Source organism: Streptomyces sp. NBC_01351, from assembly GCF_036237315.1.
GTDB lineage: Bacteria > Actinomycetota > Actinomycetes > Streptomycetales > Streptomycetaceae > Streptomyces.
In genome coordinates, this window is the sequence record NZ_CP108356.1 from 2,513,724 (window position 1) to 2,531,901 (window position 18,178).

15 protein-coding genes and 5 tRNA genes are annotated in these 18,178 nt (G+C 70.1%); 9 read left to right on the plus strand and 11 right to left on the minus strand.

The annotated features are described in order from the left end of the window. Positions 1–3: 3 nt before the first annotated feature. A complete protein-coding gene (gene leuC / locus OG625_RS11135) occupies positions 4–1,428 on the minus strand; it encodes a 3-isopropylmalate dehydratase large subunit (RefSeq protein WP_329378863.1) in 1,425 nt (474 codons plus the stop codon). Positions 1,429–1,611: 183 nt separating this feature from the next. Here leuC and ndgR point away from each other — a divergent pair, with 183 nt between their 5' ends. Continuing rightward, positions 1,612–2,328 carry an IclR family transcriptional regulator NdgR gene (gene ndgR / locus OG625_RS11140; protein WP_007266782.1) on the plus strand — a complete coding sequence of 239 codons (717 nt, stop codon included), beginning with the start codon at positions 1,612–1,614 and terminating at the stop codon, positions 2,326–2,328. 176 nt (positions 2,329–2,504) lie between these two features. Here ndgR and OG625_RS11145 read toward each other — a convergent pair. The 10 genes from OG625_RS11145 to OG625_RS11190 all read right to left on the minus strand — a co-directional run bounded on the left by OG625_RS11145 (position 2,505) and on the right by OG625_RS11190 (position 7,125). After that, positions 2,505–2,577, minus strand: a tRNA-Glu gene (locus OG625_RS11145). Positions 2,578–2,591: 14 nt separating this feature from the next. After that, a tRNA-Gln gene (locus OG625_RS11150) sits at positions 2,592–2,663 on the minus strand. A gap of 24 nt (positions 2,664–2,687) precedes the next feature. Next, positions 2,688–2,760, minus strand: a tRNA-Glu gene (locus OG625_RS11155). A 61-nt stretch (positions 2,761–2,821) separates the two neighbouring features. Next, a tRNA-Glu gene (locus OG625_RS11160) sits at positions 2,822–2,894 on the minus strand. A 27-nt stretch (positions 2,895–2,921) separates the two neighbouring features. Beyond that, positions 2,922–2,993: transfer RNA gene (locus OG625_RS11165), tRNA-Gln, on the minus strand. Between the two features lie 86 nt (positions 2,994–3,079). Continuing rightward, positions 3,080–3,808 (minus strand): HAD family hydrolase, encoded by a 729-nt coding sequence (locus OG625_RS11170; RefSeq protein WP_329378865.1) that lies wholly within the window; start codon positions 3,806–3,808, stop codon positions 3,080–3,082. Positions 3,809–3,818: 10 nt separating this feature from the next. Continuing rightward, positions 3,819–4,490 (minus strand): DUF4241 domain-containing protein, encoded by a 672-nt coding sequence (locus tag OG625_RS11175; protein ID WP_329378867.1) that lies wholly within the window; start codon positions 4,488–4,490, stop codon positions 3,819–3,821. A 92-nt stretch (positions 4,491–4,582) separates the two neighbouring features. Beyond that, positions 4,583–6,058, minus strand: coding sequence for a glutamate--tRNA ligase (gene gltX, locus OG625_RS11180; protein WP_329378870.1), 1,476 nt, complete (start codon positions 6,056–6,058; stop codon positions 4,583–4,585). Then, positions 6,051–6,839: a fumarylacetoacetate hydrolase family protein gene (locus OG625_RS11185; RefSeq protein ID WP_329378872.1), complete on the minus strand. Its 789-nt coding sequence runs from the start codon at positions 6,837–6,839 to the stop codon at positions 6,051–6,053. The genes gltX and OG625_RS11185 overlap by 8 nt, the downstream gene beginning before the upstream one ends. 97 nt (positions 6,840–6,936) lie before the next feature. Next, positions 6,937–7,125, minus strand: a complete 189-nt coding sequence (locus OG625_RS11190; protein WP_329378874.1) for a hypothetical protein — start codon at positions 7,123–7,125, stop codon at positions 6,937–6,939. A 563-nt stretch (positions 7,126–7,688) separates the two neighbouring features. Here OG625_RS11190 and OG625_RS11195 point away from each other — a divergent pair. From OG625_RS11195 to OG625_RS11230, 8 genes are all read left to right on the plus strand, one after another. Next, on the plus strand, positions 7,689–11,390 hold the full coding sequence (locus OG625_RS11195) for a sensor histidine kinase (RefSeq protein WP_329378876.1): 3,702 nt from the start codon (positions 7,689–7,691) through the stop codon (positions 11,388–11,390). Between the two features lie 9 nt (positions 11,391–11,399). Continuing rightward, positions 11,400–11,813 carry a roadblock/LC7 domain-containing protein gene (locus OG625_RS11200; RefSeq protein WP_329390569.1) on the plus strand — a complete coding sequence of 138 codons (414 nt, stop codon included), beginning with the start codon at positions 11,400–11,402 and terminating at the stop codon, positions 11,811–11,813. 150 nt (positions 11,814–11,963) lie between these two features. Continuing rightward, on the plus strand, positions 11,964–12,356 hold the full coding sequence (locus OG625_RS11205) for a DUF742 domain-containing protein (protein ID WP_266940920.1): 393 nt from the start codon (positions 11,964–11,966) through the stop codon (positions 12,354–12,356). After that, the gene (locus tag OG625_RS11210; RefSeq protein ID WP_329378882.1) at positions 12,337–12,924 is read left to right on the plus strand and encodes a GTP-binding protein; all 588 of its coding nucleotides are present in this window, start codon (positions 12,337–12,339) and stop codon (positions 12,922–12,924) included. The genes OG625_RS11205 and OG625_RS11210 overlap by 20 nt, the downstream gene beginning before the upstream one ends. Positions 12,925–13,216: 292 nt before the next feature. Continuing rightward, positions 13,217–16,438 carry a sensor histidine kinase gene (locus OG625_RS11215; RefSeq protein WP_329378884.1) on the plus strand — a complete coding sequence of 1,074 codons (3,222 nt, stop codon included), beginning with the start codon at positions 13,217–13,219 and terminating at the stop codon, positions 16,436–16,438. 10 nt (positions 16,439–16,448) lie between these two features. Beyond that, positions 16,449–16,862: a roadblock/LC7 domain-containing protein gene (locus OG625_RS11220; RefSeq protein ID WP_030037347.1), complete on the plus strand. Its 414-nt coding sequence runs from the start codon at positions 16,449–16,451 to the stop codon at positions 16,860–16,862. 93 nt (positions 16,863–16,955) lie between these two features. Further along, a complete protein-coding gene (locus OG625_RS11225; protein ID WP_329378886.1) occupies positions 16,956–17,483 on the plus strand; it encodes a DUF742 domain-containing protein in 528 nt (175 codons plus the stop codon). Next, positions 17,464–18,051, plus strand: coding sequence for a GTP-binding protein (locus OG625_RS11230; protein ID WP_073911148.1), 588 nt, complete (start codon positions 17,464–17,466; stop codon positions 18,049–18,051). The genes OG625_RS11225 and OG625_RS11230 overlap by 20 nt, the downstream gene beginning before the upstream one ends. Positions 18,052–18,178 lie beyond the last annotated feature (127 nt).

An 18,178-nucleotide genomic window follows, 5' to 3' on the forward strand; every position in this document is an offset into this window, starting at 1 on the left:
GGTTCAGACTCCGGCGGTCGCGTCGGCGGCGGACAGGTCGGCGGGCGAGGCCAGATGGCCCAGCACCGCGGTGGCCGCGGCCACCTGCGGGGACACCAGGTGGGTGCGCCCGCCCTTGCCCTGCCGGCCCTCGAAGTTGCGGTTGGAGGTGGACGCGGAGCGCTCACCGGGAGCCAGTTGGTCGGGGTTCATGCCCAGACACATCGAGCAGCCCGCGTGCCGCCATTCGGCGCCGGCCTCCTTGAAGACCTTGTCCAGGCCCTCTTCCACGGCCTGCAGGGCGACCCGGACCGAGCCGGGGACGACCAGCATCCGTACGCCGTCGGCGACTTTGCGGCCCTCGATGATCCCCGCGACGGCGCGCAGGTCCTCGATGCGGCCATTGGTGCAGGAGCCTACGAAGACGGTGTCGACCTTGATGTCGCGCAGCGGCTGCCCGGCGGTCAACCCCATGTACTCCAGGGCCTTTTCGGCGGCGTGGCGCTCCGAAGCGTCCTCGTACGAAGCCGGGTCGGGGACGTTGGCCGACAGCGGCGCGCCCTGGCCCGGGTTGGTGCCCCAGGTGACGAACGGGGACAGCGCGGTGCCGTCGATGACGACCTCCGCGTCGAAGACCGCGTCGTCGTCGGTGCGCAGGGTCCGCCAGTACGCGACGGCCGCGTCCCAGTCCTCGCCCGTGGGGGCGTGGTCGCGGCCCTGGAGGTAGTCGAAGGTGGTCTGGTCGGGGGCGATCATGCCCGCGCGGGCGCCGGCCTCGATCGACATGTTGCAGATGGTCATGCGGGCTTCCATCGACAGGTTCTCGATGGCCTCGCCGCGGTATTCCAGGATGTAGCCCTGGCCGCCGCCGGTGCCGATCTTGGCGATGATCGCCAGGATCAGGTCCTTGGCGGTGACGCCCTCGGCCAGCGCGCCGGTGACGGTGATCGCCATCGTCTTCGGGCGGGCCAGCGGCAGCGTCTGGGTGGCCAGCACGTGCTCGACCTGGCTGGTGCCGATACCGAAGGCGAGCGCGCCGAACGCACCGTGGGTGGAGGTGTGCGAGTCACCGCAGACCACGGTGGTGCCGGGCTGGGTCAGACCCAGCTGCGGTCCCACGACGTGCACGACGCCCTGCTCGACGTCGCCCAGCGAGTGCAGCCGTACACCGAACTCGGCGCAGTTCCTGCGCAGCGTCTCCAGCTGGGCCCGGGAGACCGGGTCCGCGATCGGCTTGTCGATGTCGATGGTGGGGGTGTTGTGGTCCTCGGTCGCGATGGTGAGGTCGAGGCGTCGGACCTTGCGGCCGGCCTGACGCAGACCCTCGAAGGCCTGCGGGCTGGTCACCTCGTGCAGCAGGTGCAGATCAATGAAGAGGAGGTCGGGCTCGCCTTCGGCGCGCCGGACGACATGGTCGTCCCAGACCTTCTCCGCGAGTGTCCTACCCATCGCTTTCCCTCCGGCCGGCCGGTTGTGCCGGCGCTTCATAGAGATCTGTTGCGCCTGATCGCCCGTACCCCACGTCTGGACGACGGCTCGGACCCAGTGGTTCGTGGACCCGCACATACAGACTCGCTTGTTCTTGGAAAAATTGAACTTGCGTTTCACAGTGTGAGACGCGAATATCGTTTCATGGACAACTCTAGCGGCGTCGGCGTTCTCGACAAGGCAGCTCTGGTATTGAGCGCACTGGAGTCCGGTCCGGCCACCCTCGCCGGGCTGGTCGCGGCGACAGGGCTCGCACGACCCACGGCACACCGGCTGGCCGTGGCACTGGAACACCACCGGATGGTGGCGAGGGACATGCAGGGCCGGTTCATCCTCGGACCGCGGCTGGCGGAGCTCGCCGCCGCGGCCGGCGAGGACCGCCTGCTGGCCACGGCGGGACCGGTACTGACCCACCTGCGCGACGTGACGGGCGAGAGCGCTCAGCTCTACCGCCGTCAGGGAGACATGCGCATCTGCGTGGCGGCCGCCGAGCGGCTGTCGGGCCTGCGGGACACCGTCCCGGTGGGCTCCACGCTCCCGATGAAGGCCGGCTCGGCCGCGCAGATCCTGATGGCCTGGGAGGAGCCCGAGCGGCTCCACCGCGGCCTGCAGGGCGCGCGCTTCACGGCGACGGCGCTCTCGGGCGTACGGCGCCGCGGCTGGGCGCAGTCGATCGGCGAGCGGGAGCCCGGCGTGGCCTCCGTGTCGGCGCCCGTGCGCGGGCCGTCGAACCGCGTGGTGGCCTCCGTATCGGTCTCCGGGCCGATCGAGCGCCTGACCCGCCACCCGGGCCGGATGCACGCCCAGGCCGTCATCGACGCGGCCGCCCGTCTGACGGAGGCCCTGCGCCGCTCCGGCTGACCTTGCCCCACCTTCCATCCGTTCACCCCCGGGCCCGGGGGCGCGTACGACGCCGCACACGTCCGAACACGCGCCTCCGGGCCCGCACTTGTGAGGTGCGTGCGCATGCGACCGCACGCGACCGCATACGACGAAGAGGCCCTCCGCGATGAACGCGGAGGGCCTCTTCTGTTGCGTACCCCCGACCGGATTCGAACCGGCGCTACCGCCTTGAGAGGGCGGCGTGCTAGGCCGCTACACAACGGGGGCTTGCAGATACTGCGCTGGGCTACCAGGACTCGAACCTAGAACAAAGGAACCAGAAACCTTCGTGTTGCCAATTACACCATAGCCCAAGGGTGGTCTAGACCAGACCACAGTACCCCCGACCGGATTCGAACCGGCGCTACCGCCTTGAGAGGGCGGCGTGCTAGGCCGCTACACAACGGGGGCCCTAGCGATCCTGCATCAAAACTTCCGGGTGCGACCCTGGAGATCTCGCGGGAAGGATCTGTACCCCCGACCGGATTCGAACCGGCGCTACCGCCTTGAGAGGGCGGCGTGCTAGGCCGCTACACAACGGGGGCAAAGCACTGCGTTACTACTGCACTGCGCTGGGGTACCAGGACTCGAACCTAGAATAAGGGAACCAGAAACCCTCGTGTTGCCAATTACACTATACCCCACCAAAAGTCAACCCCCTGGGGGGTCTTTCTTTTGAGTGGCGCCTCCGTCCGGCCTTTCGGCCCGCTCCGGCGGCGCAGAAAGAACATTACCGGATGCCTGACCGTGCTCCAAAACGGGTATCTGCGGCCAGTAGCTCCGGGAGCTGCTCAAGGCCCTCGATCCGGTGCGCGCCCTCGGGGCCCGGCCCCCGGCCGCCGTCCCGGTCGAGCCAGCAGGCCAGCAGGCCCGCGTCACGGGCGCCGCGCGCGTCGATCTCGGGCTGGTCCCCCACGTACGCCACCTCGCCGGGCGGCAGGCCGAGCGCCTCGCAGGCGGCGAGGAAGGCCCGCGCCTCGGGCTTGCTCACGCCGAGCTCGACGGCGCAGATCAGCACCTCGAAGCGGTCGCGCAGCCCGAGGTCGCGCAGCTTGGGGTCCTGGTTGACGAGGGAGGAGTTGGAGAGCACCCCGTGCCGGTAGTCGGCGGCGAGGGTGTCGAGCACGGGCACCACATCGGGGAAGACCTTCCACTGCGCCTTGTAGTGCTCGACGTACTTGTCGAACCAGGCGTCGGCCTCGCCGTCGGTCATCGCGGGCTGCTCCAGGAACTCCCGCACCCGGTCCCGCCGCTGGCCCTGGAAGGTGCCCTCGCCGGCGGCGAAGCGCTCCCAGTGCCGGTCGGTGATCCGCCGCCACAGTGCGAGCGCCTCGACGGGCGTCCCGTACCGCTCGGCGATGCCCTCGGCTTCCAGCTGTCGCGCGAGCCCCGCGGCGTCGGCCCCGGTGTAGTCGAACAGGGTGTCGTCGATGTCCCACAGCACGGCACGGATCGGCATGGGGCCGAGCCTACGCCGGGTGCTCGCGCTCGGTGGGCACGACGAAGAAGTCGGTCAGGAAACAGGTGATCTCCCCTTCGGCGTCCCGGCCGACCCAGGTCGGGTACGAGCCGTCGCCATGGCCGGACTGGAAGACCGCCACCTGGTGCCCGCCCGGGCCCGTGAGGACGTAGGGGCCGGGGTGCCGGAACCCGTCTGCGAGGAACGGAGCGCGCAGCAGCTCCCGGGTGGCCTCGAGGTCGGCGAAGTCCGGCCAGACGGACGCGTCGTGGAACGCGGCCACGCCGGCGTCCACTCCGTAGCCGTGGAACTGGTCGGGGCCCAGGTCGCCCAGACGCTGGTCACTGGTGAGCGCCGGCTCCCAGGACACCGTGGGCACTTCGCTCACCACCAGCCGCACGGCGGCGAGGTCCCGGTAGGGCGACACCTGCATCGCCTCGTCGTGCAGGGACCAGCTGACGATCGCCGCTTCCAGCCGGTAGCGGCCCGGGGCCACCTGCTCGCGGAATGGGGGGATGCCCTCCCGGCCCAGATGGGCCATGGGGTCGCACGCCACCAGCCGGCCCGTCGGCAGCGACAGCGTGCCCCCGTCCGCCACCGACAGCGTCGCGAGATCCTCCTCGTCGCGGAAGGCGTTGCCCGGGGTGAAGTGCCAGGAGTAGTCGGGAGCGGCGAGGGGCATCGCACGGCCTTCCGGATCGCGGGGCGGGTACACCGCAGGGGGCGGCGGCCGGGGGTCCGGCTGCCGCCCCCTGCGGGGACGTACGGGTGGGGCTACGCGGCGAGCTTCGCCAGGGCCGCGTCGATGCGGGACAGGGAGCGGTCCTTGCCCAGGATCTCCAGGGACTCGAAGAGCGGCAGGCCGACCGTGCGGCCGGTGACGGCCACGCGGACCGGGGCCTGGGCCTTGCCGAGCTTGAGGCCGTGGGCCTCGCCGGCGGTCAGGACGGCCTGCTTGAGGGACTCCGGGTCCGACCAGTCGGCGGCGGCGAGGTTCTCGCGCGCCGTGGTCAGCAGGGCCGCGGGCTCGCCCTTCATGGCCTTGTCCCACGAGGCCTGGTCTTCGACCGGCTCCTTGAGGAACAGGAAGTCGACGTTGGCGGTGATCTCCGAGAGGACGGTCACGCGGGTCTGGGCGTACGGGGCGATCCGCTCCCAGGCCTCGGCGTCGAACTCCTCGGCTGCCCAGTTGGCGTGCGGGGCCCGGAGCCACGGGGTGCAGGCGTCCGCGAAGGCCTTCGGGTCGAGCAGGCGGATGTGGTCGCCGTTGATCGACTCGGCCTTCTTGAGGTCGAACCGCGCCGGATTGGCGTTGACGCCGTCGATGTCGAACTTCGACACCATCTCCTCGATCGAGAAGACGTCCTGGTCCTTGGAGAAGGACCAGCCGAGCAGCGAGAGGTAGTTCAGCAGGCCCTCGGGGAGGAAGCCGCGCTCGCGGTACAGGTTGAGCGAAGCCTCGGGGTCGCGCTTCGAGAGCTTCTTGTTGCCCTCGCCCATCACGTACGGCAGGTGGCCGAAGGCGGGGGTGGTCTTGGCCACGCCCAGTTCGATCAGTGCCTTGTACAGGGCGATCTGGCGGGGGGTGGAGGAGAGCAGGTCCTCGCCGCGCAGGACGTGGGTGATCTCCATCAGCGCGTCGTCGACCGGGTTGACCAGCGTGTACAGCGGGGCGCCGTTGGCCCGGACGATGCCGAAGTCCGGCACGTTGTCCGGGGTGAAGGTGAGCTCGCCGCGGACGAGGTCCGTGAAGGTGATCGGCTCGTCGGGCATCCGGAAGCGGACGATCGAGGCGCGGTGCTCGCCCTCGTACGCCTCGACCTGCACGGTGGTGAGCTCGCGGCAGTGGCCGTCGTAGCCGGAGGGCTTGCCGGCGGCGCGGGCGGCCGCGCGGCGCGCGTCGAGCTCCTCGGTGGTGCAGTAGCACTTGTAGGCGTAGCCGCCGTCGAGGAGCCGGCGCGCGACGTCCTTGTAGATGTCCATGCGCTCGGACTGGCGGTACGGGGCGTGCGGGCCGCCCACCTCGGGGCCCTCGTCCCAGGTGAAGCCGAGCCACTTCAGCGAGTCGAGCAGCTGGTCGTACGACTCCTCGGAGTCGCGCGCCGCGTCGGTGTCCTCGATGCGGAAGACGAACGTACCGCCGTGGTGGCGGGCGAACGCCCAGTTGAAGAGGGCCGTGCGGACCAGACCCACGTGGGGGTTGCCGGTCGGGGAGGGACAGAAACGTACGCGGACAGGTCCGTTAACCACGCTTGATCACCTTGTTGGTGAGAGTGCCGATGCCTTCGATGGTGACGGCGACCTCGTCGCCGACGTTGAGGGGGCCGACTCCGGCCGGGGTCCCCGTGAGGATGACGTCGCCCGGGAGCAGCGTCATGGCCTCGCTGATGTGCACGACCAGGTCCTCGATGGAGCGGACCATGTCGCTGGTGCGGCCGAGCTGGCGTTGTTCGCCGTTGACCGTGCACTGGATGGTCAGGTCGCTCGGGTCCAGGTCGGTCTCGATCCAGGGGCCGAGGGGGCAGGAGCTGTCGAAGCCCTTGGCCCGGGCCCACTGCTGCTCGCGCTGCTGGACGTCGCGCGCGGTGACGTCGTTGGCGCAGGTGTAGCCGAGGATGACGTCCTTGACGCGCTCGCGCGGGACCTCGCGGCACATGCGGCCGATGACCACGGCGAGCTCCGCCTCGTGGTGGAGGTCCTGGGAGAAGGAGGGGTACGCGATCGGGTCGCCCGGGCCGACCACCGAGGTGGAGGGCTTGAAGAAGGTGATGGGGGCGTCCGGGACCGCGTGACCGAGCTCCGCCGCGTGCTCCGCGTAGTTGCGGCCGATGGCCACGACCTTGTTCGGGAGCACGGGCGGCAGCAGCCGGACCTTGCTCAGCGGGACCTTCGTGCCGGAGAGCTCGAAGTCCGCGAACGGAATGCCCTTGATGATGTCGAGGACGAGCTCCCCCTCGGCGCCGGGGGCTGCATCGCCCTCGACCACGCCGAAGGCGACATTGCCGTCGATCGAGAACCTGGCGATGCGCACGTGTTGCGTCTGCCCCTCTGTATTTCCGCTGGCTGGAGTCTGCGGGCTCCAGGCTAACGCGGCGGGCAGCGGCGCTTCGCGCTGCTTTGCGCGGCTGCTACTGCGCCGGGGTGACGACCGGCGCGTCCATCAGGATCGTGCGGCGCGGGTTGGCGGTCTGCGTCGGCAGCTCGACGGCGTGCTCCGGGGTGGCCGGGGCCGCCTGCAGCTCCTCGGCGTCCTTGAGGTGCACGAGGGTGGTGCGGCGGGGGTTGGCTATGTTGCGGAACATCGTCGTCGTCTTCATGGGGGTTCAGGCCTCAGCTGGTCTGTAGGTGTCGGTTGACTCAGCCGTCAACCCTGTAAAGGGCAAGGCTAAACATCTAAATCCCTCGCCGAACCGGTAAGTAATGGCCACGGCTATGTGAGTTTGCTCACCAGGGGACCGGCAATACGGGCATAACAGGCAGTCGATTTGACCCGAAGAAACGGACATTGCGCCACTGAATGTTCCATTCCGCTCCTGATCATCTCGACTGGGACACCTTGCCGACCCTTGCATTTGGGTGATGTAAGTCCGGTTTCTCCCGAAAGGGACTCCACATCGCGTAGCCCGTCTGTCACAAGCCGTCACCGACTCTCCGGGCCGACACGCGCACCTTGTTGGAGATCCGCCACTGTGCTGGAATTCGCGGGACCGCCGCGGGAATCAACCGGCGCGCAGGTGGCGCGACTAGCGCCGAGCGCGGTGGCAACGAGAGGGAGACGCGCCGGTCACCGACGACCACCATGGGGCCGTTAGTGCCCCACGACTCGACACCGTTCCACCGGTCGCCCGGTGGAACGCCTGGTCCAGAGGTTGCGACGCTAGTGCAGGGACGATTCAAGAGGGATGGCAAGGGGTCTCCCCAGGCCCGCCAGGGCCGTGGGGACACCGCGGCCGAGCAGGAGCCGCGCGGGACCGACCGTGGCACCTCGCCCCAGCACGCCCAGAACCGCGGGCCGGCTGTCGAAGGCGCGGGCCACGACGCCTCCGCCCCGGTGAAGGCGAAGGGCCGGGGCAAGTCCGCCGCCAAGGCCGGTCAGACCGAGCAGCAGGACACGGCGATACCGAAGGCCCCCAGTGGGCCCGGTTCCCGTCTCGCCATGCAGAACTGGCGAATCAGCACGCGACTGGTGTCGCTGCTGACCCTGCCCGTCGTCGCCGCCACCACGCTCGGTGGTTTCCGCATCAACGACTCGCTCAACGACATCGCACAGCTCGAGCACATGCAGCTGCTGACGACCATGACCCGGCAGGCCACCCACCTGGCCGCCATGCTCCAGGAGGAGCGGGACAGCTCGGCCGGTCCGCTCTCCATCAGCAAGGGCAAGAGCAACAGCACGGTCGACGGCAAGCGCCAGGAGACCGACAACGCGGTGAAGGCCTTCAGCGCCGCGGCGGACAAGGTCGACGACGTCGAGGGCAAGGACGACACCCTCAAGTCGATCCGCAACAACGTCCTGCAGATCGGCCGTCAGATCGCCGGCATCGACGCGGTCCGCAGGCAGGCGTACGCCAACGGCGCCCAGCAGACCGTCACCGAGTACAACGCGATGATCGTCTCACTGCTCTCCCTCTCCCAGGACATGGCGCAGGCCACGTCCAACCCTGAGATGATCAAGCGTACGCGCGCCCTGGCGGCCTTCTCGTCCGCCAAGGAGTACGCCTCCATCCAGCGCGCGATCATCGCCGCCTCGCTCCCCGACAGCCAGGGGACCCAGGGCACGCTGAAGGAGAACGACCGCCTCTACGCGCAATCCGCGCAGCGCGCTGAGGGCCAGGCGAAGAAGACCTTCGAACTCGTCTACCAGGGCCGGTCCGAGGAACTCCTCGCCTCCCTCGGCGACGGCAACCCGGAGATCGGCAAGGCGGACCACTACGCCCGCCGCGTCCTGGGCTCCCCCGAGCAGTTCGCCAAGGAGACGCAGTACAAGTCCTGGCTCGACTGGTACGACGCCGACGGCACCAAGCTCAACGAGATGGGCAAGATCGAGCTGAGCCTGCTCCAGGACATGGAGATGAAGGCCCGCGAGCTCAAGCAGGAGTCGCAGCAGGACGCCATCATCAACGGTGCCCTGATCCTCCTCGTGCTCGGTGTCTCCCTCGTCGGCGCATTCGTCATGGCCCGCTCGATGATCCGCTCGCTGCGCCGCCTCCAGGACACCGCGACCCGCGTCGCCCAGGACCGCCTGCCGGAGCTCGTCAAGCAGCTCTCCGAGTCCGACCCGCAGGACGTCGACACCTCCGTGGAGTCGGTCGGCGTGCACACCCGCGACGAGATCGGCCAGGTGGCCGCGGCCTTCGACGACGTGCACCGCGAGGCCGTCCGCCTCGCCGCCGAGCAGGCCCTCCTGCGAGGCAACGTCAACGCGATGTTCACCAACCTCTCGCGCCGTTCGCAGGGCCTCATCCAGCGCCAGCTCTCGCTCATCTCCGAGCTGGAGTCGCGCGAGGCCGACCCGGACCAGCTGTCCTCGCTCTTCAAGCTCGACCACCTCGCGACCCGCATGCGCCGTAACGGCGAAAACCTCCTCGTCCTCGCGGGCGAGGAGCCGGGCCGCCGGTGGACCCGCCCCGTCCCGCTCGTCGACGTGCTCCGTGCCGCGGCGTCCGAGGTGGAGCAGTACGAGCGCATCGAACTGGCCTCGGTGCCCGGCACCGACGTCGCCGGCCGCGTCGTCAACGACCTCGTGCACCTCCTCGCCGAGCTGCTGGAGAACGCCACCTCGTTCTCCTCCCCGCAGACCAAGGTCAAGGTCACCGGTCACGCGCTGCCCGACGGCCGCGTGCTGGTCGAGATCCACGACACCGGCATCGGCCTCTCCCCCGAGGACCTCGCCGCGATCAACGAGCGCCTCGCGGCGCCGCCGACCGTGGACGTCTCCGTCTCCCGCCGCATGGGCCTGTTCGTGGTCGGCCGCCTGTCCCTGCGACACGGCATCCGCATCCAGCTGCGCCCCTCCGACTCGGGCGGTACGACGGCCCTCGTCATGCTGCCGGTGGACGTCGCCCAGGGCGGCAAGAAGCCGGGTGGTCCGGGAGCTCCAGGCGGTCAGGCTCCGGGCGGCCAGGCTTCGGCCGGTGGCCCCGCGGCTGCCGCGCAGGCCTCCGTTCCCGGTCCGGGCGCACGTCCGCCCGTGGGCGCCGCTCCGCAGCGCGGCCAGGTCGGCGCGGGCGGTCAGCGTGCCGCGCTGCCGGGTCGCGACGGCTCTGCCGGCCCGCAGGGTGGTCGGCCCCAGCAGCCGGCCGGACCCGGTGCCCGCCCGCAGCAGGGCGGCCAGGGCGGCTTCGGCGGCGGTGCGCCGACCGGTCCCGCCGGGCTGACCGGCCAGGGGCAGGGTCAGGGTTCCTTCGGTGGCGGTGCGCCGCTGCCGGGCCGCGGTGCGGCCGGCGCGGGCGCCGGCGCCGCGGGCTTCGCGGGTGCCGGGCTGTCCGGTGGTCCGCAGGCCCGTCCGACGGCCTCTCCCTCGGGATTCCCGCAGGGCAACGGCTTCGAGCGCCCGCAGCAGCCTCAGCAGCAGGCCCCGCAAGCGCCTCAGCAGCCGCCGCAGCAGCAGCCCCAGTCGTTCCAGCAGCCTTCCGCCCCCGCGGCGCCGGCTCAGAACGGCCCGCGGCCGCAGCTGCCGCCGCGTGGCGGTGCTCCCCGTGCGGAGCTTCCCGCCCCGCAGACCGCCAGCTGGGGTGCCGACCAGGCCCGCGGCCACGACGAGCTCTCGGGCCCCGGCTCCACGGCCGAGTTCGCCCGTCCCGACTTCAACGCCCCGCTCCCCCAGGGGGGCGCCGGCAACAGCACGACCGGCCAGTTCGAGCGTCCGGACGTACGGGGTTACCAGGACCAGTCGACCACCGGCCAGTTCGAGCGCCCGGGCGGTTACCAGCCCCAGCGCCCCGGCGGCCCCGGTGTCGGCGGGTACGCCCGTCCGCAGCAGGCCCCTCAGCCGCAGCCGCAGCAGGCTCCGCGCCTTCCGCAGGCGCCGCAGCCCGAGGCCCTGCCGCCGGCCCCGAGCCGGGGTGAGGGTCGCAGCCCCATCTTCGACACGCTGGAGTCGAACTGGTTCCGCGAGGAGGGGCAGCAGCCCGCCCCGCAGGCACCGGCCACGGCGATACCCCAGCAGGGTCAGCAGCCGCAGCAGCCCGCCCCGCAGCAGCAGCACCAGCTGCCGCAGCGCGGCCAGGACCACGCGGCCGAGCCCGCCGCGGCGACGACCGGCAGCTCGCCGACCGTCAGCTGGCGCTCCTCTCCGAACGACGAGCTGATGCGGCAGGCCGAGCGCGTGCGCCAGCCCGCCGCCGGCGGCATCACCACCTCGGGGCTGCCCCGCCGGGTCCCGCGGGCGAACCTCGTGGCCGGTACCGCGCAGCAGCAGGCGGAGGCGCAGCCCGGTCCGCAGGTCTCGCGTTCACCCGACGACGTCCGCGGCCGTCTGACCAACCTCCGACGGGGTATTCAGCAGGGTCGCCAGGCCGGCAACAGCGGTCCGGCGACCGGCAGTTACCACATCGACCCCACTTATCAGCAGGAGCGTTAGTTGAGTTCGATGAGCCAGGCGGCACAGAACCTGAACTGGTTGATCACCAACTTCGTGGACAACACCCCCGGGGTGTCCCACACGGTGGTGGTCTCCGCCGACGGACTCCTTCTGGCCATGTCCGAAGGTTTCCCCCGCGACCGCGCCGATCAGCTGGCGGCCGTGGCCTCCGGTCTGACCTCGCTGACCGCAGGAGCCTCCCGCATCTTCGAGGGCGGCGCCGTCAACCAGACCGTGGTCGAAATGGACCGGGGATTCCTCTTCCTCATGTCCGTCTCGGACGGATCCTCCCTCGCGGTGCTGGCGCACCCCGATTGCGACATCGGCCTTGTGGGCTACGAGATGGCCCTCCTCGTGGACCGTGCCGGCAGCGTCCTCACCCCGGACCTGCGCGCGGAGCTGCAGGGCAGCCTGCTCAGCTGACTTCTCCCCTCCCGGCCGGACGGTACTACCGGCCGGGAGACCGGGGCCCGCGCCCCGGAACCCAGTACCCCCCAAGGCCGTCATACCGTCCCCCCACCGGCCGCCCCGTCAGACGGCACGCTGACCACTGCTGTCCAGCCCGGAGGATCAATGACCCCGCCCCCCGCCTATCCCGATGCGTACGGAGATTCGTACTCGGATGGCGACCAGCCGCTGGTGCGTCCGTACGCGATGACCGGCGGCCGGACCCGGCCGCGCTACCAGCTCGCCATCGAGGCGCTGGTCAGCACCACGGCCGATCCGATGCACCTGTCGGGACTGCTGCCGGAGCACCAGCGCATCTGCACCCTGTGCCGCGAGGTCAAGTCGGTAGCAGAGGTCTCCGCACTTCTGTCGATGCCGCTCGGTGTCGCCCGGATCCTCGTCGCCGACCTGGCGGAGGCCGGAATGGTGGCCATCCACCAGCCGGGCAATGGAGAGGCCGGCGGTACGCCGGATGTGACGCTGCTCGAAAGGGTGCTCAGTGGCCTTCGGAACATCTAACGGTGGAGCGGCTCCCGCTCGCTCCACCACCTCCGCGAAGATCGTGGTGGCGGGCGGCTTCGGCGTGGGCAAGACCACGTTCGTCGGCGCGGTCTCCGAGATCAACCCGCTGCGCACCGAAGCCGTCATGACCAGCGCCTCCGCCGGAATCGACGACCTCACCCACACCGGTGACAAGACGACCACCACGGTCGCCATGGACTTCGGCCGCATCACGCTCGACCAGGACCTGATCCTGTACCTCTTCGGCACGCCGGGCCAGGACCGCTTCTGGTTCATGTGGGACGACCTCGTCCGCGGCGCCATCGGCGCCGTGGTCCTCGTGGACACCCGCCGCCTGGCGGACTGCTTCCCCGCGGTGGACTACTTCGAGAACAGCGGCCTGCCCTTCGTCGTGGCCCTCAACGGTTTCGAGGGGCACCAGCCGTACACGCCGGAGGAGGTGCGCGAGGCCCTCCAGATCGGCCCCGACGCCCCCATCATCACCACCGACGCCCGCCACCGCGCGGACGCCAAGAGCGCACTCATCACGCTCGTCGAGCACGCGCTCATGGCACGGCTCAAGTAGCACGGTTTCGGCTTCCGCCCAGAGGGGCGGGCTGTGTCCTACGACACGGCCCGCCCCTTTGGTTCATAACGTTTCGACAGAGAATTGGCCCCAGTTGGCGACAGGGCGCGTTCGGTTGGTGCCGCTACGCGCACAACTCCCCCTATTTTTGCCGCAGGAAGGACTTTATGTCCGATTTATGTGGGGCATAAGGCTCTGGGAACGGCCGATTTCAACTGTTTGGAACACGGCCGTTAACCGTGCTGGAATTCAACGAACTAGCTAGTAGTACCGCCGAGAGGTTGTTGGTCGAGTGAGGCGAAGCAACGCAAGCCCCGCGGATGAACCCGCGCGCGGCAACTTCACCCCGCCGCCGCGAGCGTCCGCGTCGCCGGTCGACGTGCCCGTGGCCCCGCCCGTGAGCAGCGGGAGCACCTCCAGGTTCTCCCCGCGCAACTGGCGCGTGCCGACCCGCCTGAACGCCATCCTGCTCGTGCCCGCCCTCGTCGGGCTGGTCATGGGCGGCTTCCAGGTGAAGGGCTCCGTCGACACCTGGAACGAGGCCAAGGACGCCGAGAAGATAGCCAGGGTCGTCCAGGCCGCCTCGGAGTACAGCCAGGCGCTGCTCAACGAGCGTGACCTCACCGCCGAGCCGCTGCTGAGCGGCGACAGCAAGAACGAGATCGTCACCAAGGCCCGCGGGACGACCGACTCGGCCAAGCTGAAGTTCGACCAGTCCGTCAAGGACATCCCCGCGAACCACGGCCTGGAGCGTCGTCTGGAGCTCTTCCGCGCGGAGGAGCCCAAGCTGGCGAAGGTCCGCGAGACGGCCTACCAGGCGGTCTTGGAGACCCAGAAGAAGAACGTCCAGAACGGCCAGCCGGGACCCATCCCGACTGAAGAGGGTTATGTGCTGGTCCAGCACTACCTCATGCAGTTCGCCAACGAGCTCGGTCTCGGTACCGGCAACGTGACCTCGTACGGCCGCATGGTCTACGCGATCCAGCTCTCCAAGGCCGCGAACTCGCTGCAGCGTTCCGTCGGTACCCACCTGCTGGTCCGCCCGAGCACGGACGAGAACGTCCGCAAGTCGCAGCTCATCGCCTTCTCCTCCTACGCCTACCTCGAGGAAATCGCCATCGGCGAGTACGTCGCGGCGGGCACCGAGGAGGACGTGAACCGGCTCAAGGAGGTCATGGCCGAGAAGTCCAAGGCGGGCGAAGCCCGCCTGGCCGAGGCCAAGGCCAAGGCGGAGCAGACCGGCACCAAGTTCGTGGTGCCGCCGCTCGGGGCCAACGGCTCCCCGCTCGCCGGCATGACCGACGCGATCGCCGGCGGCGCCGACAAGAAGAAGCTGGCCGAGGGCGGCACCACGCCCCTGGCCTGGCAGGCCGCCGCCACCGCCAAGTTCGACGGCTACGACACGGTCGAGAAGGAACTCCTCGACAAGGCCATCAAGGACGCCGTCTCGGTCTCCGAGGAAGCCCGCAACGAGGCCATCACCAACGGCGCCATCGTGGTCGTGGCCCTGCTCGCGGCGTTCATCCTCGCGGGTCTCATGGCCCGCCAGATGGGCCGCGCGATGCGCCGCCTGCGCTCCGCCGCCTTCGACATCGCCGAGCAGCGCCTGCCCTCGCTCGTCGACCAGCTCTCGCGCACCGACCCGGGCAAGGTCGACACCCGCGTGCACCCGATCCCGATCGACTCCGCGGACGAGATCGGCGAGGTCGCCCGTGCCTTCGACCAGGTCCACCGCGAGGCGGTCCGGCTCGCCGCCGAGCAGGCGCTCCTGCGAGGGAACGTCAACGCGATCTTCACGAACCTCTCGATGCGCAACCAGTCGCTGATCGAGGGCCAGCTGACCCTCATCACCGACCTGGAGAACAACGAGGCGGACCCGGACCAGCTGGAGAACCTCTTCCGCCTGGACCACCTGGCCACCCGTATGCGCCGCAACGGCGAGAACCTCCTCATCCTCGCGGGTGAGGAACCGGGCCGCCGCTGGGACCAGCCGGTCCCCCTCGTCGACGTCCTGCGCGCCGCCTCCTCCGAGGTGGAGCAGTACGAGCGCATCGAGCTCTCCGGCGTCTCCGACGCCGAGATCCACGGCCAGGCCGTGACCGACCTCGTGCACCTGCTCGCCGAGCTGCTGGAGAACGCCACCACGTTCTCCTCCCCGCAGACCAAGGTCCGCGTCAACGCGACCCGTCTGCCCGACGGCCGCGTGATGGTCGAGATCCACGACAAGGGCATCGGCCTCACCGCCGAGGACTTCGCGGACATCAACCACAAGCTCGCCAACCCGCCGACCGTGGACGCCGCGATCTCGCAGCGCATGGGTCTGTTCGTGGTCGGCCGGCTGGCGGACCGCCACAGCATCCGCGTCCAGCTGCGCCCCTCGGGCGAGGCGGCCGGAACCACCTCGCTGGTCATGCTCCCGGACGCCATCACTCACGGTGGCGGCGGCGAGGGCATCCCGGACGACGACTTCACGGTCTCCTCGATGATCCCGCAGCAGCAGGCCCAGCAGGCCGCCCCGCTGCGCACGGCCGCCGAGCTCGGCTTCGACGACTCGCGCTACGACCAGCAGGGCTCCGATGGCCGCGACCTCGACCCGGTCGGGCGGTCCCTCGGCCGCGAGGAGCGGCGTGCCGCGCTGGAGGCCCAGGCCCACGTCGGCTACCCGCAGGACCAGCAGCGGTACGACGGTCAGCCGGGCCGGCCCGGGCAGCCCCAGCAGGGCTATCCGGAACCTCAGCCTGAACACGGGTACCAGCCGTACCAGGGCTACGAGCAGCAGCCCGAGCAGGGCTACGACTCCCCCTACGAGGCTCAGCAGCCGCAGCAGGGCTTTGACGCGTACCAGCAGCAGGACTACGGCTATGCGGAGTCCGGCTACCAGGCCCCGCAGCCGGCCGAGCAGGCCTACGACGGCGGCTACGAAGCCCAGTCGGAGCAGGCCGAGTGGCCGGAGCGGAACTCCTACCAGCCGGCGTACGAGCAGGACTACGGGACCGAATCGGAATCCCCTGCCGTACCCGAACAGGCCCCGGAGCGCGTAGGCTTCGACCGTCCGGGCGCCGCTGCGGACACCGGTCACACGATGACCGGAGCGGGTCTGCCGCGCCGAGGCAGCCAGCAGCAGTGGCAGCCGGCACAGCAGGAAGCGGAGTCCGCCGGATCCCTCTTCGAGCAGCGGCCGCCGCGTCAGCAGCAGCCCGCCGCGGCGGAGCGGGAGCCGGAAGGCACGGAAGGCAGCAGCGCATGGCGCTCGGGCAACGACGAGCGCTGGCAGCAGGCGGCAAAACTCCGTGAGCCGAAGGCGGGCGGGGTCACCCCGTCCGGTCTTCCTCGGCGGGTGCCCAAGGCCAACCTGGTCGAGGGCGCGGCGGAGACGACCCCGCAGGGAGGCCCCCAGGTCTCCCGCGCCCCGGAGGACGTCCGCGGCAGGTTGAGCAACCTGCGGCGGGGTGTCCAGCAGGGACGCAACGCGGGTTCCGAGCAGTCAAGTAACAGCTATGACCAGGAGCGTTAGTGTGAGCGCGATGAGCCAGGCGGCGCAGAACCTGAACTGGTTGATCACCAACTTCGTGGACAACACCCCTGGGGTGTCCCACACGGTGGTGGTCTCCGCCGACGGGCTTCTGCTGGCGATGTCCGACGGATTCCCGCGCGACCGCGCCGATCAGCTGGCGGCCGTGGCCTCCGGTCTGACCTCGCTGACCGCAGGAGCCTCCCGCATCTTCGAGGGCGGCGCCGTCAACCAGACCGTGGTCGAAATGGACCGGGGATTCCTCTTCCTCATGTCCGTCTCCGACGGATCCTCCCTCGCAGTGCTGGCGCACCCCGAGTGCGACATCGGCCTCGTGGGCTACGAGATGGCCCTCCTCGTGGACCGTGCCGGCAGTGTCCTCACCCCGGACCTGCGCGCGGAGCTGCAGGGAAGTCTTCTCAACTAACAGACAGGCAGTGTGTTTCGCGTCATCGCACCGTAGGGTGCGGTGGCGCGGTTCCACAGGGAGTACTGCGTTCTTGGAGTCGGAGGAGGAAGCGTGACAACACCCGGAGGACATCCTTATGGCGGCGCACACCAGCAGCCGCAGGGTGGGCACGACCAGAACCGCTTCAACTTCCCCTCCGCTCCCAGCCCGTACCAGCAACAGCCTTACGGACAGCCCCAGCAGCCCGTGATGCCTCCGCAGCCTCCGCGCGCTGCCCGGCAGCCGGCTCCCAAGGCGCACAACCCGCTGGTGCGTCCGTACGCGATGACCGGCGGCCGTACCCGGCCGCGCTACCAGCTCGCCATCGAGGCGCTGGTCAGTACCACGGCCGATCCCGCGCGGCTGCAAGGGCAGTTGCCCGAGCACCAGCGCATCTGCCGCCTGTGCCAGGAGATCAAATCCGTCGCGGAGATCTCGGCACTCCTCTCCATTCCTCTTGGTGTCGCCCGCATCCTCGTCGCCGACCTGGCGGAGGCGGGACTTGTCGCCATTCACCAGCCCGGCGGCGACGAGTCTGCCGGCGGCCAGCCAGATGTGACACTGCTCGAAAGGGTGCTCAGTGGACTTCGCAAGCTCTAACGGCGGAGCGGCTCCCGCTCGCTCCACCACCTCCGCGAAGATCGTGGTGGCGGGCGGCTTCGGCGTGGGCAAGACCACGTTCGTCGGCGCGGTCTCCGAGATCAACCCGCTGCGCACCGAAGCCGTCATGACCAGCGCCTCCGCCGGAATCGACGACCTCACCCACACCGGTGACAAGACGACCACCACGGTCGCCATGGACTTCGGCCGCATCACCCTGGACCAGGACCTGATCCTGTACCTCTTCGGTACCCCCGGCCAGGACCGCTTCTGGTTCATGTGGGACGACCTCGTCCGCGGCGCCATCGGCGCCGTGGTCCTCGTGGACACCCGCCGCCTGGCGGACTGCTTCCCCGCGGTGGACTACTTCGAGAACAGCGGCCTGCCGTTCGTGATCGCCCTCAACGGCTTCGACGGCCACCAGCCGTACACGCCGGAGGAGGTGCGCGAGGCCCTCCAGATCGGCCCCGACGCCCCCATCATCACCACCGACGCCCGCCACCGCGCGGACGCCAAGAGCGCACTCATCACGCTCGTCGAGCACGCGCTCATGGCCCGCCTGCGGTAGTTCGGCGGCCGGAACTTGCCGAAGGCCCCCGTGTCGGACGACACGGGGGCCTTCGCGTGCGTGGCGCACGTCGCCCGTGCGGCGTGCCCGTCGGCAAGAACGCGGAAGGCCCCGCACCCTTCACGGG